Genomic DNA, 18,771 nt, shown 5'->3' on the forward strand with positions numbered 1-18,771 from the left:
CGAACCCGCACACCCTCCCCACCCAACACCTCAGCCAACTCATCCAACGCACCAGCCTCACCCGACACCACCACCGACCGCGGCCCATTCACCGCCGCAACCGACACCCGCCCCGACCACACACCCAACCGGCCCTCCACCTCACCCACCGGCAAACCAACCGACAACATCCCACCACCACCCGCCAACACACGCCCAATCACCTGACTACGCAAAGCCACCACCCGCGCACCATCACGCAACGACAACCCACCCGCCACCACCGCAGCCGCAATCTCACCCTGCGAATGCCCCACCACCGCACCAGGCACCACACCAACCGAACGCCACAACTCCGCCAACGACACCATCACCGCAAACGACACAGGCTGCACCACATCCACCCGCTCCAACGACGGCGCACCCTCCACCCCACGCAACACATCCACCAACGACCAATCAGTGAACTCACCCAACGCAGCACCACACTCAGCAATCCGCTCCGCAAACACCACCGACTCATCCAACAACCGCGCACCCATACCCACCCACTGCGAACCCTGACCAGGAAAGACGAACACCGTCCGCCCATCCACATCAGCCACACCACGGGCCGTCACCGCCGACGCTCCGTCGGAGGCGATCGCCCGAAGGGCCTCGACCGGGTCGGCGCCGCCGGCGGGGACCACGACCGCGCGGTGCTCGAACACGGCGCGTGCCGCGACGAGGGAGAAACCGGTGTCGAGCGGCCGCGGAGCACCGTCCGCGAGTTCCAGATGCGCGATCAGTTTCTGCGCCTGTCCGCGCAGTGCGGTGCCGGTCCTGCCCGACAGCATCCACGGCACCACACCGCCGGCGACGGGGACGGGCTCGATGGCCGGGCTCTCGTCCGACTCGTCTGCGGGGGGTGCCTGTTCCAGCAGGGTGTGGGCATTGGTGCCGCTGATCCCGAAGGACGAGACGGCGGCACGACGCGGCCTGCCGGTCTCCGGCCAGTCCGTGGGCTCGTGCAGCAGCCGTACGGCTCCGGAGGACCAGTCGATGTGCTGCGAGGGGCTCTCCGCGTGCAGGGTGCGCGGCAGCCTGCCGTGGCGCAGCGCCATCACCATCTTGATGACGCCGGCGACGCCTGCGGCGGACTGGGTGTGACCGATGTTCGACTTCACCGAGCCGAGCAGCAGCGAACGCTCCGGGTCGCGGTCCCTGCCGTACGTGGCGAGCAGGGCCTGCGCCTCGATGGGGTCGCCGAGGGGGGTGCCGGTGCCGTGCGCCTCCACCACGTCGATGTCCGAGGGTGCCAGGCGGGCGTTGGCCAGCGCCTGACGCATCACTCGTTGCTGGGAGGGGCCGTTGGGGGCGGTGAGACCGTTGGACGCGCCGTCCTGGTTGATGGCCGACCCGCGGATCACGGCGAGGACGGGGTGCCCGTTGCGCCGGGCGTCGGAGAGCCGCTCGACCAGCAGGATGCCGACGCCCTCGGCGAGGGTCATACCGTCCGCGTCCTCGGCGAACGCCTTGCAGCGCCCGTCCTGGGCCAGCGCCCGCTGCCTGCTGAAGGCGATGAACGGAGCGGGAGTGGTCATGATCGTGGCGCCGCCCGCGACGGCGAGGGTGGACTCACCGTTGCGCAGGGACTGGCAGGCCAGGTGCAGGGCCACCAGCGACGAGGAGCAGGCCGTGTCGACGGTGACGGCGGGGCCTTCCAGACCCATGACGTAGGAGATCCGGCCGGACAGGACGCTCGGGATGCTGCCGGTGACCATGTGGCCCTCGGCGCCGTCCCCCGCGCCCAGTCCGTAGTCCTGGTAGCTGGATCCGATGAAGGTGCCGGTGAGGCTGCCCCGGGCGTCGGCGGGGTCGATCCCGGCGCGCTCGAAGGTCTCCCAGGTGGTCTCCAGCAGCAGTCGCTGCTGGGGGTCCATGACCAGTGCCTCGCGCGGGGAGATCCCGAAGAAGGACGGGTCGAACGCGTCGGCCTCGTGCAGGAAGCCGCCCAGCGTGGAGTAGGTCTTGCCCGCACGGTCCGGATCGGGATCGAAGAGCGCCTGGGCGTCCCAGCCGCGGTTGACGGGGAACTCCGTGACCGCGTCCGCGCCTTCGGTGACCAGGTCCCAGAGCTGTTCCGGTGAGTCGGCGCCGCCGGGGAAGCGGCAGCTCATGCCGATGATGGCGATGGGTTCGTCGTCCGTGGCCCCGGTGGCGACGGGTCCGGCCACGTCGAGCACGGCGCCGAGGATCTCGGCGAGGAGGTACTGGGCGAGCTCGGAGGGGGTCGGGTAGTCGAAGACCATCGTGCTCGGCAGGGTGAGCCCGGTGGTGCCGGAGAGCCGCTTGCGCAGTTCGACGGCGGTCAGGGAGTCGAAGCCGATGTCCCGGAAGGCGCGGCCTTCGGGCACACCGTCGGCGGAGCTGTGGCCGAGAACGGCGGCGGCCTCACCTCGTACCAGGTCGGACAGGAGCCGGACCTGCTCGGGTTCGGCCAGGGCGCGTATCCGCGTGACGAACTCGGAGGCGGTGCCGTCCTCCTCTTCGGCCGCCGCGTCCGCGACCTCCGGGAGGCCGGTGAGCAGGGCGCTGGGCCTGGCCGCGGTGAAGACCGGCGCGTAGCGGTCCCAGTCGACATCGGCGACGGTGACGGTGACGTCGCCGCGGACGACGGCGCGGCGCAGTTCGGTCATGGCGGGGCCGGGCTCCAGGAAGCCGAGGCCCTGACGCCGCAGCGCGCCGGAGACGGCCTCGTCGGTGGCCATGCCGGCCTCCGCCCAGGGGCCCCAGGCGACGCTGGTGGCGGTCAGCCCGCGGGCGTGCCGGTGCTCGGCGAGAGCGTCGAGGTAGGCGTTGGCGGCACCGTAGGCGCTCTGCCCACCGCTGCCCCAGACGCCGGCGATGGAGCCGAAGAGAACGAAGAGGTCGAGTTCGCGGTCCCCGAGCAGGGCGTCCAGGTGCGCGGCGCCCGCGAGCTTGGCGGAGGTCAGTTCGGCGAATTCGGCCGGAGTGAGCTGGTCGAGGGGGCCGTACTGCCCGACCCCCGCGGTGTGCACCACGCCGGTCAGCGGCAGATCGTCCGGGACCGCGTCGATCACGGCGGCCAGGGCGTCCCGGTCCGCCGAGTCGCAGGCGACTATCTCGACGCGGGCGCCCAGCTCCTCCAGTTCCGCGCGGAGGGCGTCGGCGCCCGGGGCGTCCGCGCCGCGGCGGCTGAGCAGGACGAGGTTCTCGGCGCCGGAGCGGGCCAGCCAACGGCCGGTCTCCGCTCCCAGCCCACCGGTTCCGCCGGTCACCAGGATGGTGCCCCGGGCGGTGAACTCCCCTTCTGCGGGCAGGGTTTCGGGGGTGCTGCGGACGAGGCGTCGGCCCAGGACACCGGAGGCGCGCAGCGCCACCTGGTCCTCGCCGTCGGGGGTGTTCTTGGTGGCGAGGACACTCGCGAGGTGCTGCGCGGCCCGCTCGTCGAGGCTGCCGGGGAGGTCGACGAGTCCGCCCCACAGCCGGGGGTGCTCCAGGGCCACGGTGCGGCCGAGCCCCCAGGCAGCGGCCTGGGCGGGGCGGCTGACCGGGTCGGCCGGGCCGGTGGAGACGGCTCCGCCGGTGGCCGTCCACAGCAGGCCGTGCGAGCCGGTGTCGTGCAGCGCCTGGACGAGGGCGAGCGTGAGTACGAGGCCGTCCGTGAGGGGGGCGTAGTCGGCCGAGGGGTTTTCGTCCAGCGGGAGCAGGGACAGCACGTTGGCCGAGGTGTCGAAGTCCTCGGTGGCTTCGAGACGTGCGGCCATCGCCTGCCGGTCGGCGCACCCGGCGTCCAGGGTGACGCGGCGCACCCGTGCGCCGTGGGCGCTCAGCGCGGCGGTGGTCTGCTCGACGAGGGTCTCGGCGCCCTGCGCGGAGGTGTCCCCCGTGACGACGAGCCAGGTGCCGTCGAGGACCGGTGCGGCCGGCTTGCCGAGCCGGGTCCATTCCACGCGGTAGCGCACCGTGTCGAGGAGGGTCTTCTCGCGGTTGCCGCGGCGCCAGGAGGTCAGTGCGGGCAGCAGGGTGCCGAGGGAGTCGTGCTCCTGCTCGCCCAGGCCGAGAACGGCGGCCAGCTCATCGGCGTCACCGCGCTCCACCGCGGCCCAGAGGCGCTGGTCGGCGGGGTCGGTGCCCGTGGTGAGGGAGATCGGGGGCAGCTGCGGCCAGAAGTACGCGTGCTGGAAGGCGTAGGTGGGCAGATCGACCCGCCTGGCTCCCGTGCCGGAGAAGTAGGCCGGCCAGTCCACGGTGACGCCGCGGACATGGAGCCGTGCCAGGGCGCCGGTGACCGCGATCTCCTCGCCCCGGTCAGCGCGGCAGAGCGGGACGCACTCGGCGTCGTACGAGTCACCGAGGGTGTCCTGGGCCATCGCGGAGAGCGGCCCGTCGGGGCCGATCTCCAGGAAGGTGGTCGTCCCGGCGTCGCGCAGGGTGCGCACACAGTCGGCGAAGCGGACGGCGTCACGGACGTGGGCCACCCAGTAGTCCGCCGAGCACACCTGCTCGGCGGTGGCCTGGGCGTCGCCCTGGTGGGCGACCAGCGGGATCAGTGGCGGATGGTAGGTCAGCTGCTCGGCGACGGTACGGAACGCGTCGAGCATGGCGGTCATCCGCGGCGAGTGGAAGGCATGGCTCACCTGCAGCCGCCTGGTCTTGCGGCCGAGCGCCTCGAATGTCGCGGCGACGTCCAGGACCGCGTCCTCGTCGCCCGAGACGACCAGGGAGTCGGGTCCGTTGAACGCGGCGATCGAGACGGCGTCCTCGCGACCGGCGAGCAGCGGCGTGACCTCGTCCTCGGTCGCGCGGACCGCGACCATCGCCCCGCCCGTGGGCAGCGCCTGCATGAGCTGTGCGCGGGCCGCGACCAGGGTGCACGCGTCGGCGAGCGAGAGGACGCCCGCCGCGTGGGCCGCGGCGAGTTCACCGATCGAGTGCCCGGCGACGAAGTCCGGCTTGACACCCCAGGACCGTACGAGACGGAACAGTGCGACCTCGACCGCGAACAGGGCGGGCTGGGTCCAGCCGGTCTCGTCCAGCAGGGCTGCCTCGTCGGTGCCCTCCGAGGCGAACAGCACCTCGCGCAGCGGACGGTCCAGACGGGGGTCGAGCTCGGCGAACACCTCGTCCAGTGCCTCGGCGAACACCGGGAACCGCTCGTACAGTTCGCGCCCCATGGCGGGACGCTGACTGCCCTGGCCGGTGAAGAGCAGCGCGGTGCGTCCGCGCCGCGCCACCTCCCCCTCGATCACTCCGGCGTCGGGGCGGCCCTCGGCCAGCGCGGCGAGGGAGCGCAGCAGTGCGGTGCGGTCGCCCGCGACCACCGCGGCGCGCCGGTCGAAGCGGGTGCGCGTGGTGGCCAGCGAGTACGCCGCGTCGGCCGGGTCCAGTCCGGGCTGTGCCTGGACGTACGAGAGCAGCCGGGCCGCCTGGCCGCGCAGGGCGTCACGGGACCTGCCGGAGATCAGCCACGGCACGGTGCCGGGCTCGCGGCCGGGCGTGCCGGCCTTCGGGACCGCGTCGGTCGGCGGCTGCTCGATGATGGTGTGGACGTTGGTGCCACTGATACCGAACGAGGAGATGCCTGCCCGGCGCGGGCGGCCGGTCTCGGGCCAGGCGGTCTGTTCGGTCAGGAGCTCCACCGCGCCCTGCGACCAGTCCACGTGGGAGGAGGGGGTGTCGACGTGCAGGGTCTGCGGCAGCACGCCGTGGCGCATCGCCATGATCATCTTGATCACACCGGCGACACCCGCGGCGGCCTGGGTGTGGCCGATGTTGGACTTCACCGAGCCGAGGAGGAGCGGACGCTCCGGGTCCCGGTCCCGGCCGTAGGCGGCGAGCAGCGCCTGTGCCTCGATCGGGTCGCCGAGCGTGGTGCCGGTGCCGTGCGCCTCGACGACGTCCACGTCCTCGGCCCCGAGCCCACCGCTGGCGAGCGCCTGGCGGATGACCCGCTGCTGCGACGGGCCGTTGGGCGCCGTCAGACCGTTGGACGCACCATCCTGGTTGACCGCCGATCCACGTACCACCGCAAGGATCTCGTGACCATTGCGCAACGCGTCGGACTGCCGCTCGAGCACCAGCATCCCGACACCCTCCGACCAGCCCACACCATCGGCCGACTCGGAGAACGCCTTGCACCGGCCGTCCGGGGAGAGTCCGCGCTGACGGGCGAAGTCGATGAACACCGAGGGAGTGGACATCACGGTGACGCCACCGGCCAGCGCCAGCGAGCACTCACCACTGCGCAGCGCCTGCATCGCCCAGTGCATCGCCACCAGCGACGACGAGCACGCCGTGTCCACCGTCACCGCCGGGCCCTCGAGACCCAGGGTGTACGAGACCCGGCCCGAGGCCAGGCTCGCCGAACTGCCGCCGCCCCGGAAGCCTTCGAACTCGGGGGCCGCCAGCACCGCGCCGTAGTCGCTGTACATGACTCCGGTGAACACACCGGTCGCACTGCCCTTGAGCGACAGCGGGTCCATGCCGGCCCGCTCAACCGCCTCCCAGGAGGCTTCGAGCAGCAGACGCTGCTGCGAGTCGGTGGCCAGGGCCTCACGCGGGCTCATGCCGAAGAACTCGGGGTCGAACTCGCCTGCGTCGTGCAGGAATCCGCCCGAGCGGGTGTAGGCGGTTCCCGGGTGGTCCGGGTCCGGGTGGTAGAGCGACGAGATGTCCCAGCCGCGGTTCGTCGGGAATCCGGACACGGCGTCGGCGCCTTCGGTGACCAGCCGCCACAGGTCCTCCGGCGAGGCGACCCCGCCCGGGTAGCGGCAGCTCATCCCCACGACCACGATCGGGTCGTCGACGGCCGAGACGGCGGGTGCGCCGGCGGGCCCGGCGGCCTCCGTGCCGAGCAGTTCGTCCAGGACGTATCCGGCCAGGCTCCGCACGGTCGGGTAGTCGAAGACCAGGGTGGCGGGCAGCCGCAGTCCGGTGACGGCGTTCAGCCGGTTGCGCAGCTCCACCGCCGTCAGCGAGTCGAAGCCCAGCTCACGGAAGGCGCGTCCGGCGTCGACGTCCTCGCCGCCCGCGTGGCCGAGGACGAGAGCGACCTGACCGCGCACCAGGTCGAGCAGCAGGTCGAGGCGCTCCTCCCCGTCCAGCCGGTTCAGCCGCTGGACAAGGTCACCGGCGGTGCCCGATCCGGCGACGACCGCGCGACGGGCGCGGGTGCGGATCAGTGAGCGCAGCAGCGGCGGGACGACGCCCTGCGCACGCAGGGCCGGCAGGTCCAGTCGTACGGGAACGGCGAGCGGCTCCCCGCCGGCCGTCGCCGCGTCGAACAGCGCGAGGCCCTGCTCGACCGTCAGCGCCCTTACCCCTGAACGGGCGTGGCGGTCCGTCTCGGACCCGGCCAGTGTGCCCGTCATGCCGCCGGTGCTGTCCCACGGGCCCCAGGCGAGCGAGACGCCGGGCAGGCCCTGCGCCCTGCGACGCTCCATCAGGGCGTCCAGGAACGCGTTGCCCGCGGCGTAGTTGCCCTGTCCCGGGCTTCCGATCACTCCGGCGACCGAGGAGAACACCACGAAAGCGGAGAGGTTCTGATCACGCGTCAACTCATGAAGGTGCCATGCCGCATCAGCCTTCGGGCGCAGGACCGCGTCCAGCCGCTCCGGTGTCAGGGAGGTGACGACACCGTCGTCCAGCACCCCTGCCGTGTGGATCACGGCCGACACCTCGTGCCGGGACAGCAGTTGCTCCAGCGCCTGCCGGTCTGAGACGTCGCACGCCTCGACCACGGCCTCGGAGCCCAGCTCCGTCAGCTCGTCGACCAGTGCCTCGGCGCCCTCGGCGGCCAGTCCGCGACGGCTCACCAACAGCAGCCGCCGCACACCGTGCTCCGCCACCAGATGCCGGGCCACCACAGCGCCCAGACCACCCGTACCACCCGTGATCAGCACACTGCCCTCACCCGCCGCCCAGACGGGGTCCGCGGAGGTGAGGTCACCGAGCGCCCTGCGAACCAGTCGTGCGGCGCGTACGACGCCGTCGCGCACGATCAGCTGGGGCTCGTCCGGCCCGAGGACCGGGAGCGACGACGGCACGGACTCCGCGGGGTCCAGGTCCACCAGGCCGAAGGCGCCCGGGTTCTCCGACTGCGCCGACCGGACGAGGCCCCAGGCGGCTGCGGCCGCCACATCGTGGCCCGAGACCGCCCCGCGGGTCACGAACACCAGCCGTGAACCGGCCAGCCGCTCGTCCGCGGACCAGTCCCGCACCGCGGCGAGGGCAACGGCCGTCAGGGCGTGGGCGGTCAGCGCCGCGTCGGTGTCCGGCGCTGCGGGCTCGCCGTCGAGGGCGCACAGGACGACGTCCGGCACGGCGCCCTCGGCCGCCGCCAGGGCCGCGAGGTCCGGGTATGCGGCGAGGTCGTTCGTCCGCGCCAGCCCGAACGGGTCGGGGCCCACCAGCGCGACGGAGGCGGGGGCCGCCGACTGCTGTACGGGAATCCAGTCGAGGCCGAACAGTGTGTCGCGGGCAGCCACGGCGGCGATGTCGGTCCGCGGGTCGCCGACCGCACGCAGCACCAGCGACTCCACCAGGGCCACGGCTTCGCCGGCGGTGTCGGCGACGCTGATCGACACGGCGTCCCCGGCCGTGGGCGACAGCCGCACCCGCAGGGCACTGGCCCCGGTGGCGTGCAGGGTCACGCCCTCCCAGGAGAAGGGAACTCGGCCGCGGCTCTCGGCGGCGAGTTCGACGAAGGACGTCGCGTGGAGTGCCGCATCGAGCAGAGCGGGGTGCAGACCGAAGGCGTCCGCGTCGGCCTCACCGCCCTCGGGCAGTACGACCTCCGCGTACACGTCGCCGTCGTGCCGCCAGGCGGCCCGCAGTCCCTGGAACACGGGGCCGTAGACGAAGCCGTCGTCGGCCAGCCGGTCGTAGACGCCTTCCACGGTCAGCGGCACCGCCCCGGCCGGCGGCCAGGCGGTGGCGTCGAAGGGGGTGCTGTCCTGGCTGCCGGGTTGCCCGACGGCCAGTACGCCGGTGGCGCACCGCGTCCAGGCCCCCTCCTCGTTCTCGTCAGGCCGCGCATAGACGTCCACGGTCCTGCGTGCGGAGTCGTCGGGGTTGCCGATCCACAACTGAACCTGCACACCGCCCTGTTCGGGCAGAACGAGGGGTGCGGCCAGGGTCAGTTCCTCGACGCGGTCGCAGCCGACCTCGTCGCCCGCGCGGATGGCGAGTTCCAGGAAGGCCGTGCCGGGGAGAAGTGTGGTGCCCTGGACGCGGTGGTCGGCCAGCCACGGGTGGGACTGGAGCGAGAGGCGGCCGGTGAGGAGTACGCCCTCGGAGTCGGCGAGCGAGACGGCGGCCACGAGCAGCGGGTGGTGGGCGGCGCCGAGCCCGGCGGCCCGGAGCTCGGCCGGGCCGCCGTGGGCTCCTGCGCCCTTGGGCCAGTACCGGCGGCGCTGGAACGCGTAGGTCGGCAGGTCGTGGCGGCGCGCTCCGGTGCCGGCGAAGTAGTCCGCCCAGCGGACGGTGACACCGCGTACGTGGAGTCCGGCGAGCGCGGTGGTGAGGGTGAGGGTCTCCGGACGGTCCTGCCGCAGGGCCGGGAACACGGCGTGGGCGTCGGTCCCCTTCGCCTCCAGGCAGTCCTGAGTCATCGCGGACAGCACGCTGTCGGGCCCGAGCTCCAGGAAGTCGCTCACACCGTGGGAGACGAGCCAGTCGATGCCGTCGGCGAAGCGGACGGCGCGGCGGACGTGGTCCACCCAGTAGTCGACGGAGGTCACCTGGGCGACGGTGGCCGGCTCGCCCGTGACGTTGGAGACGAACGGCACCAGCGGGGCCTGGAGGGACAGGCCTTCCACCACCGTGCGGAACTCGTCGAGCATCGGCTCCATGAGCGGTGAATGGAATGCGTGCGAGACACGGAGCCGCTTGGTCCTGCGGCCCTCGGCCTCCAGCCGGGAGGCGAGGTCGGTGACCGCGCCCTGCTCACCGGCCAGTACCAGCGCCGACGGCCCGTTCACGGCGGCGACGGACACGGTGTCCTCGTGGCCGGCCAGCAGCGGGGCGACCTCGTCCTCGGTCGCCTCCACGGCGATCATCGCGCCGCCATCGGGCAGCGCCTGCATGAGCCGCCCGCGGGCGGTGACGAGCGTGGCCGCATCGCCCAGGGACAGCACCCCGGCGACATGGGCAGCGGTGATCTCGCCGATCGAGTGGCCGGTCAGGTGGTCGGGCTTGACGCCCCAGGACTCCACCAGGCGGTAGAGCGCGACCTCGACAGCGAACAGGGCGGGCTGTGCGTACTCGGTACGGTTCAGCGCCTGCGGGTCGTCGCCCCAGAGCACCTCGCGCAGCGGGCGGTCCAGCAGCGGGTCGATGGCGGTGCAGGCGTCGTCGAAGGCCTGGGCGAACACGGGGAACCGCGCGTGCAGTTCGCGGCCGGCGCCCGGACGCTGGGAGCCCTGGCCGCTGAAGAGGATCGCCAGCTTGCCGTCGCCCCGGGTGGTGCCCCGCACCTGGCCGGGCGCCTCGCTGCCGTCGGCCAGTGCGGCCAGAGCGGCGTGTGCGGCCTCGCGGTCGGCGGCGAGCAGCACCGCACGGTGCTCGAAGCCTGCGCGTGTGGTGGCCAGCGAGAACGCGGTGTCCAGAACGGTCGCGGCGGGGTCGGCCTCCAGGGCCGACAGGAGTGCGGCGGCCTGGGCGCGCAGTGCCTCCGGGGTCCGTCCCGAGACCAGGAGCGGCACGGTGCCCGGCCGCTCGCCGCTCGCCACGGTCTCGGCACCGTCCTCGGCCTCGACCTCGGCCGGTGGGGCCTGCTCGACGATGGTGTGGGCGTTCGTCCCGCTGATGCCGAACGAGGAGACGCCCGCGCGCTTGGGAGCGCCGGTCTCGGGCCACGGAGAGTTCTCCGTGAGGATGCGTACGGCGCCCTGGGACCAGTCGACGTGCGAGGAGGGCTCGTCGGCGAGCAGGGTCCGCGGCAGCAGCCCGTGCCGCATGGCCATGACCATCTTGATGACACCGGCGACACCGGCCGCGGCCTGGGTGTGGCTGATGTTGGACTTCACCGAGCCCAGCAGCAGCGGCCGGTCCTCGTCCCTGCCCTGACCGTAGGTCGCCAGGAGGGCCTGCGCCTCGACCGGGTCACCGAGGGTGGTGCCGGTGCCGTGCGCCTCGACGGCGTCGACCTCGGCGGCGGAGAGCCGGGAGTTGATGAGGGCCTGCTGGATGACCTCCTGCTGGGAGGGGCCGTTGGGGGCCGTGAGGCCGTTCGACGCGCCGTCCTGGTTGACGGCTGTGCCGCGTACCACCGCGAGGATCTCGTGGCCGTTGCGCCGGGCGTCGGAAAGGCGCTCCAGGACGAGGATGCCCACACCCTCCGCCCAGCCGGTGCCGTCGGCGGTGTCACCGAAGGAGCGGCAGCGGCCGTCGGCGGAGAGACCGCCCTGGCGGCCCATCTCGATGAAGGTGCCGGGGCTCGACATGACGGTGACCCCGCCGGCCAGGGCGAGGGTGCACTCCCCCGCGCGCAGGGCCTGGGTGGCGAGGTGGACGGCGACCAGCGATGAGGAGCAGGCCGTGTCCACGGTGACGGCGGGGCCGACCGTGCCGAAGGTGTAGGAGATGCGTCCGGACAGCACGCTGCCGGTGTTGCCGGTGAGCTGGAAGCCCTCGGCGCCGTCGGCGGGGCCGACCCGGTAGTCCTGCGCCATCGCACCCATGAACACGCCGGTCCGGCTGCCCTTGACCGAGGACGGGTCGATGCCGGCGCGCTCGAAGGCCTCCCAGGCGGATTCGAGGGCGACGCGCTGCTGGGGGTCCATCGCCACGGCCTCGCGGGGCGAGATGCCGAAGAAGTCCGCGTCGAACGCGGGCGCGTCATGGAGGAAGCCGCCGGATGCGGTACTGGACGAGCCGAGTGCCTCGGTGTCCCAGCCGCGGTCGGTGGGGAACGCCGAAATGCCGTTCCCGCCGGACTCGACCAACCGCCAGAGGTCTTCCGGACTGCTCACACCACCGGGATAGCGGCAGGTCATGCCGATGATGGCGATCGGCTCCTGCGTCGCCGCCTCCAGCTCGGAGACCCGCTGCCGGGTCCGTCGCAGGTCAGCGGTAGCCAGCTTGAGGTAGTCCCGGAGCTTCTGTTCGTTGTCCATCTCAACTCAACCCATCTCGACAGCCAGCGGCCGAACATGAATCACGCGGGGGCATCTCGCGCTCGCCGTGCAATGCGAAAAATAGAAAGCCACATGGCTTCGCAGTCTTATCCGGAAGCCATGTGGCGAGTCTCTTACGGACCGCTACGGGAATTCCCTAGTTCTTCGCGGTCCTTCGGTCCTCTACCAGCCGGAAGCCAGCAGAAGGTCCCCGTATTCGTGTTCCCTGGAGACCTGGTTCAGGTCGGAGTCGACCATCATGGCCATCAGCTCGGGGAAGTCGACGGTGGGCTTCCAGCCGAGCGCGGCCTGGGCGTGCCCGCTGTCCGCGCACAGGACCTCGACCTCGGCGGGGCGGACCAGGGCGGGGTCGACCACGACGTAGTCCTGCCAGTCCAGGCCGACGTGCTCGAAGGCGATGCGGACGGCGTCACGCACGGAGTACATGGTGCCGCTGCCGATCACGTAGTCGTCCGGCTCGTCGGCCTGGAGCATGAGGTGCATCGCGCGGACGTAGTCGCCGGCGAAGCCCCAGTCCCGTACCGCGTCGAGGTTGCCGAGGTTCAGCTGCTCCTGGAGGCCGAGCTTGATCCGGGCGACGGCCAGCGAGATCTTCCGGGTCACGAACTCGGCGCCGCGGCGGGGGGACTCGTGGTTGAACAGCATGCCGGAGACGGCGTACATCCCGAACGACTCACGGTAGTTACGGGTGATGAAGTGCCCGTACGCCTTGGCCGCGCCGTACGGGCTGCGCGGGTGGAACAGCGTGGTCTCACGCTGCGGGGTCTCGGCCGCCTTGCCGAACATCTCCGACGAGGAGGCCTGGTAGAAGCGGATCTGGCCGTTCTTCCCGGCGGTGCGCGAGCCGCCGAGCCCGCTGACCGTCCGGATCGCCTCCAGGACGCGGAGCACGCCCATGCCGTTGACCTCGGTGACGAGTTCGGCCTGCTTCCAGGACATCGGCACGAACGAGATCGCGCCGAGGTTGTACACCTCGTCCGGCTGCACGGTGTCGACGGCGGAGACCAGGCTGCCCTGGTCCATGAGATCGCCGTCCACGAACGACAGCTCCGAGACCAGTCGGCTCACCCGGGACTTGCGCGGGTTCGCCTGCCCCCGGTTCAGCCCCCAGACCTGGTAGCCCTCGGACAGGAGATGCTCGGCCAGATAAGAACCGTCCTGCCCGGTAATACCGGTGATCAGCGCACGCTTGGTCATACGAACCCCTTCTGGACCACAGAGAGACCGCCCAAACGCACAGCTCGGTCGACGACCCAGCATCGAATACGCTTCTGTCCGGACGATAGACATCGGCACGCTCGCAAGCCGCCGACCGCAGTGTCAAGAAATTCGGGGCTTACTAGGGAATTCACGAGTCGCCGCCGGGCACCGAACGCCGAAAGACGCCGAACACTAGTGATTTTCGGGACGCGGGTGCGGTGCACTGTGACCGTCGGCGCCCGAGCCGGCTCCGTCGACCGGAGTGTCATTCCGTGCTGTTCAGACTTCTGCGTACCCGCGTACGTCCCTACCGGCGCCCCACCGGCCTGCTGGTGCTGCTCCAGCTGATGCAGATCCTCGGCACCCTGCTGCTGCCGACGCTGGGCGCCGCTCTGATCGACAACGGCGTGCTGGCCGGGGACAGCGGCTACATCACACGGCTCGGCTCCGTCATGGTGGCGGTGGCGCTGGTCCAGGTCGCCGCGGCACTCGGCGCCGTGTCGCTGGCCTCCCGTACCGCGATGGCGATGGGGCGTGACCTGCGCTCCGCCGTCTTCCGCAAGGTCCTGGACTTCTCCGCCCGCGAGGTGGGCAGGTTCGGGACACCGTCGCTCCTGACCCGGACGGTCAACGACGTCCAGCAGGTCCAGACCCTGGCCCAGTCCGGTTTCGGCATCGTGGTGGCCGCACCGTTGATGTGTCTGGGCAGCGTGGCGCTGGCACTCCAGCAGGACGTGCCGCTGGCGCTGGTCCTGGTGGTACTCGTGCTGGTCGTCGCCGTCGCCTTCGGGCTGCTGCTGGCCCGGATGGGCGCCCTCTACGGGCGGATGCAGACCTCGCTCGACCGGCTTGGCCGGCTGCTGCGCGAACAGATCACCGGGGTGCGCACCGTGCGCTCCTTCGTCCGGGACGGCTACGAGCGTGAGCGGTTCACCCGGACGAGCGAGGAACTGTTCGACGTCTCGCAGCGGGTCGCCCGCCTGATCGCAACCATGCTGCCGGTGGTCCTGCTGCTCATGAACGGTTTCATGGTCGCCGTCCTGTGGGTGGGCGCGCACCGCATCGACACCGGTGCGATGCGCGTCGGCGCGCTCAGCGCGTTCCTGATGTACCTCTCACTGATCCTGATGTCGGTGGTGATGGTCGCCTTCGTGTTCCTGTCGGTGCCCCGGGCCAGGGTGTCGGCCGCCCGGATCCAGGAGGTCCTGGACACCGCGGCGAGCGTCACGCCGCCGGCCCGGCCGGTCGCGACGTCACCGGACGCGGTGGGCCGTCTCGAACTGTGCGACGCCGAATTCCGTTACCCCGGCGCGGAGAAGCCGGTACTCCAGGGCATTCACCTGGTGGCCGGTCCCGGCGAGAACGTGGCCGTGCTCGGCTCCACCGGCAGCGGCAAGACGACGCTCCTGAACCTCGTGCTGCGGCAGTTCGACGCCACCGGGGGGTCGGTGCGGGTCAGCGGTGCCGACGTGCGGCAGTTGGCACCCGAAGTCCTGCGCGACACCGTGGGGTTCGTTCCGCAGAGGCCGTATCTGTTCTCCGGGACCGTCGCGAGCAATCTCCGTTTCGGAGCGCCGGATGCCACGGACGAGGAACTGTGGCACGCCCTGCGGATCGCCCAGGCCGACACGTTCGTCGCGGCCATGCCCGGAGGAATCGACGCCGAGATCGCCCGGGGCGGCACGAACGTCTCCGGCGGTCAGCGCCAACGACTGGCCATAGCACGCACTTTGGTGCGCCGCCCCGCCGTCTACCTCTTCGACGACTGCTTCTCCGCACTGGACCACGCGACGGATGCCGCGCTGCGTACCGCTCTCGCCCCGGAGACCGCGCGATCGACGGTGATCACCGTCGCGCAGCGGGTGGCGTCGGTCCGCGACGCGGACCGCATCGTGATCCTCGACGGCGGACGTGTCGTGGGCACGGGCACGCACGACGAACTCCTGCGCGACAACCCCACCTACCGCGAGATCGCCCTGTCCCAGCTCACCGAGGAGGAGACCGCGCATGGTCTCGTCGGCCGGCCCTGACAGCGGGCAGTCCCCCGACGCCGGCCGCCGGCTGACCGGGCTGCTCCGGCCTCACCGCCCACGTATCGCCCTGGCACTCGCCGTCGGGATCATCGGGATCTCGCTCAACGCCTTCGGCCCGCTGCTCCTCGGCCGGGCCACCGATCTGATCGTCAACGGTCTGGTGGGCGGCACGGCCTCCGCGGGCGTGGGCGACGGGTCCGGCCTCGACTTCGCCGGGATCCGAGAGGTCCTGCTCCTCCTGCTCGTGCTGTACGTCGCGGCCTCCCTGTTCATGCTGGTGCAGGGGCGGCTCGTTGCCGCCGTCGTACAAAGGGTGGTCTTCGATCTGCGGGAGCGGGCCGCGGCCAAACTCGGACGTCTGCCGCTGCGTTACTTCGACCGCAATCCGGCGGGCGAGGTGCTCAGCCGTACGACCAACGACGTCGACAACCTTCAGCAGACCCTTCAGCAGACACTCGCCGAACTGATCACCTCCGTCTTCTCCATCGTCATCATGCTCGTCCTGATGCTGGTGATCTCGCCCCAGCTCGCACTGATCATGCTGGTCAGCATTCCGGTCTCGGGCCTGATAGCCGCCTGGATGAGCAAGCGCGCCCAGCCCCGCTTCACGGACCAGTGGGCCGCCAACGGGGCTATGAACGCGCAGGTCGAGGAGGTCTGCACGGGCCACTCACTGGTCAGGGGCTTCGGCAGGCGCGAGGAGGTGGAGCGGCAGTTCGACGCCCACAACGACGCGCTGCTGCGGGCCGGAACCCGGGCCCAGTTCGCTTCTGGCGCCATCGAGCCCGCCATGATGTTCATCGCCAACCTCGGCTACGTCGCCGTGGCGGTGGTGGGTGCCCAGAAGGTGGTGAGCGGCGAACTGTCGCTGGGTGACGTACAGGCGTTCATCCTGTACGCGCGGCAGTTCAGCCAGCCGATCGTCCAGGTCGCCTCCGTCGCGGGCCGTCTCCAGTCCGGAATCGCCTCCGCCGCGCGGGTGTTCACCCTGCTCGACTCGGAGGAGCAGAGCCCCGACCCCGAGCATCCCGTACGCCCGGGGCCCTCCGGCGGGCGGGTGGAGTTCGACCGTGTGGGCTTCCGCTACTCGGACGACACCCCGCTGATCGAGGACCTCTCCCTCAGTGTCGAGCCCGGCAGCACGGTGGCGATCGTCGGGCCCACCGGCGCGGGCAAGACAACACTCGGCAATCTCCTCATGCGGTTCTACGAGGTGGACCGGGGCCGGATCCTCCTCGACGGCACGGACATCGCGACGATGACCCGCGATGACCTGCGCTCCCGGTTCGGCCTGGTGCTCCAGGACGCCTGGCTGTTCGGTGGCACGATCGCCGAGAACATCGCCTACGGGCGCGCCGGGGCCACCCGTGAGGAGATCGTCGCCGCGGCGGAGGCCACCTGCGCGGACCGCTTCATCCGAACGCTGCCGGACGGCTACGACACCGTCCTGGACGAGGAGTCCGGTGGGCTGAGCGCGGGCGAGACACAGCTGATCACCGTCGCCAGGGCATTCCTCGCCGAGCCCGCGGTGCTGGTGCTCGACGAGGCGACCAGTTCCGTGGACACCCGCACCGAGGTCCTCATCCAGCGGGCGATGAACACGCTGCGCACGGGCCGGACCAGTTTCGTGATCGCGCACCGCCTGTCCACCATCCGAGACGCGGACGTCATCGTCGTCATGGAGTCCGGGCGGATCACCGAGCGCGGCACCCACGACGAACTGATTCGCGCGCGCGGCGCCTACGCTCGCCTCTACGACGCGCGTACGGGCGGAGATCCGGAACTGCCGGCCGCGACCGCGTCGGACGACCGATGACACACACCGGACCCCGCGAACGAGACCGATAAGGACCGCACCGTGCCCGACGGAAACCTTCTGGCCGTCAGTGATCTGCATGTCGTGTACGACGAGAACCGCGCACTGGTCGACAAGCTGCGCCCCACCTCGCAGGACGACTGGCTGATCGTCGCAGGCGATGTGGCGGAGAAGTACGCGGACATCGAGTGGGCACTGCGGCTGCTCAGCGACCGCTTCTCCCGGGTGATCTGGGCGCCGGGCAACCACGAGTTGTGGACCCACCCGCAGGACCCCTGCGACCTGCGGGGCGAGAAGCGCTACCTCCACCTGGTCGAGCTCTGCCGGGAACTGGGCATCGACACACCGGAGGACCCCTACCCCGTCTGGCGGGGCGCCGACGGCCCGGTCGTGGTCGCGCCGCTGTTCGTGCTCTACGACTACTCGTTCCTGGCCCCCGGCGCCACGACGGCCGAGGAGTCACTGCGGCTGGCCCACGAAGCGGGCATCGTCTGCTCCGACGAGTACTTCCTGCATCCCGACCCCTTCCCCAGCAGGGCCGCCTGGTGCCGCTCACGTGCCGAGGAGACCGAGCGCCGGCTGGCGGGCATCGACCCGTCCCTGCCCACGGTCCTGGTCAACCACTATCCGCTGGTCCGCGACCCCACCCGGGTCCTGCACTACCCGGAGTTCGCCCAGTGGTGCGGCACGGACCTGACAGCGGAGTGGCATGTGCGGTTCCGCGCCGCCGCCGTGGTCTACGGGCATCTGCACATACCCCGGGTCACCCGGCACGACGGGGTGCGATTCGAGGAGGTCTCGGTCGGTTACCCCCGCGAATGGCGCAAGCGCCCGCCGCGGGAACCCCTGCGCAGGATCCTTCCGGTGCGCACCGCACAGGCCTTCCGGTGATCCACGACGCGCTGCCCCCCGGGGTCATGACCGCCGTGTCCTACGACGACGCGCACGAGCCGGGCGAGGAACTTTTCCCCGAGGAGAAGGCCCTGATCGCGCAGGCGGTGCCCAAGCGGCAGCGCGAGTTCACGACCGTACGCTTCCTGGCCAGGCGCGCGCTGCGCGAACTGGGCCTCCCGCCGGTGGCGTTGCTGCCGAACCCCCGGGGTGCGACCCGATGGCCCGAGGGGGTCGTCGGCAGCATGACGCACTGCCTCGGCTACCGGGCCGTCGCCCTGGCAAGGGCCGAGGACACGGTCGGACTGGGCATCGACGGGGAGCCGAACGCGCCACTGCCGGACGGCGTCCTCGAAGCGATCGCGCTGCCGAGCGAGCGCAGCAGGGTCGCCTCACTGGCTGCCGGTCGCCCCGGGGTCAGCTGGGACCGGCTTCTCTTCAGCGCGAAGGAGAGCGTCTTCAAGGTCTGGTATCCGCTCACGGGACGCGAACTCGACTTCTCGGAGGCGGAGATCACCTTCGCACCGGCCGGACACACCTTCCGGGCCCGTCTGCTGGTGCAGGGCCCGCTGGTGCAGGGCCGTCGCGTCGGCGACTTCGAAGGACGCTGGACCACGGAGCAGGGTCTGCTGGCCACAGCCATCCACCTGCCCCGGCGCCCCGCCCCGGCCTGACGTGTGCGTCCGGGCCCCGAGGTGGCGGACCGGCC

The 18,771-nt window shown here is 71.5% G+C and carries 6 protein-coding genes; 4 read left to right on the plus strand and 2 right to left on the minus strand.

What is annotated here, in order from left to right; genetic code table 11:
- A partial coding sequence (locus ACFVJX_RS26330; RefSeq protein ID WP_384131005.1) for a type I polyketide synthase occupies nt 1-12,101 on the minus strand: 12,101 nt, incomplete at its 3' end.
- Nucleotides 12,102-12,284: 183 nt separating this feature from the next.
- Nucleotides 12,285-13,319: a GDP-mannose 4,6-dehydratase gene (locus ACFVJX_RS26335; protein WP_384131008.1), complete on the minus strand. Its 1,035-nt coding sequence runs from the start codon at nt 13,317-13,319 to the stop codon at nt 12,285-12,287.
- A gap of 275 nt (nt 13,320-13,594) precedes the next feature.
- Here ACFVJX_RS26335 and ACFVJX_RS26340 point away from each other — a divergent pair, with 275 nt between their 5' ends.
- The 4 genes from ACFVJX_RS26340 to ACFVJX_RS26355 are packed head-to-tail and all read left to right on the plus strand — an operon-like array spanning nt 13,595 to nt 18,736.
- Nucleotides 13,595-15,352: an ABC transporter ATP-binding protein gene (locus ACFVJX_RS26340; protein ID WP_384131011.1), complete on the plus strand. Its 1,758-nt coding sequence runs from the start codon at nt 13,595-13,597 to the stop codon at nt 15,350-15,352.
- A complete protein-coding gene (locus tag ACFVJX_RS26345) occupies nt 15,330-17,171 on the plus strand; it encodes an ABC transporter ATP-binding protein (RefSeq protein ID WP_384131015.1) in 1,842 nt (613 codons plus the stop codon). Before ACFVJX_RS26340 ends, ACFVJX_RS26345 begins: the two co-directional genes overlap by 23 nt.
- Nucleotides 17,172-17,213: 42 nt before the next feature.
- Nucleotides 17,214-18,062, plus strand: a complete 849-nt coding sequence (locus ACFVJX_RS26350) for a metallophosphoesterase family protein (protein ID WP_384131018.1) — start codon at nt 17,214-17,216, stop codon at nt 18,060-18,062.
- Complete coding sequence (locus ACFVJX_RS26355; protein ID WP_384131021.1) at nt 18,059-18,736, plus strand: 4'-phosphopantetheinyl transferase; 678 nt, start codon at nt 18,059-18,061, stop codon at nt 18,734-18,736. Before ACFVJX_RS26350 ends, ACFVJX_RS26355 begins: the two co-directional genes overlap by 4 nt.
- The last annotated feature ends 35 nt before the right edge of the window (nt 18,737-18,771 follow it).

Origin of the sequence: Streptomyces sp. NPDC127177, assembly GCF_042672475.1 — a bacterium.
Taxonomy (GTDB): Bacteria; Actinomycetota; Actinomycetes; order Streptomycetales; family Streptomycetaceae; genus Streptomyces.

Coding starts and splice junctions, on each gene's coding strand:
- ACFVJX_RS26335 (WP_384131008.1), bottom strand. CDS start 13,319: ATGACCAAGCGTGCGCTGATCACCGGTATTACCGGGCAGGACGGTTCT.
- ACFVJX_RS26345 (WP_384131015.1), top strand. CDS start 15,330: ATGGTCTCGTCGGCCGGCCCTGACAGCGGGCAGTCCCCCGACGCCGGC.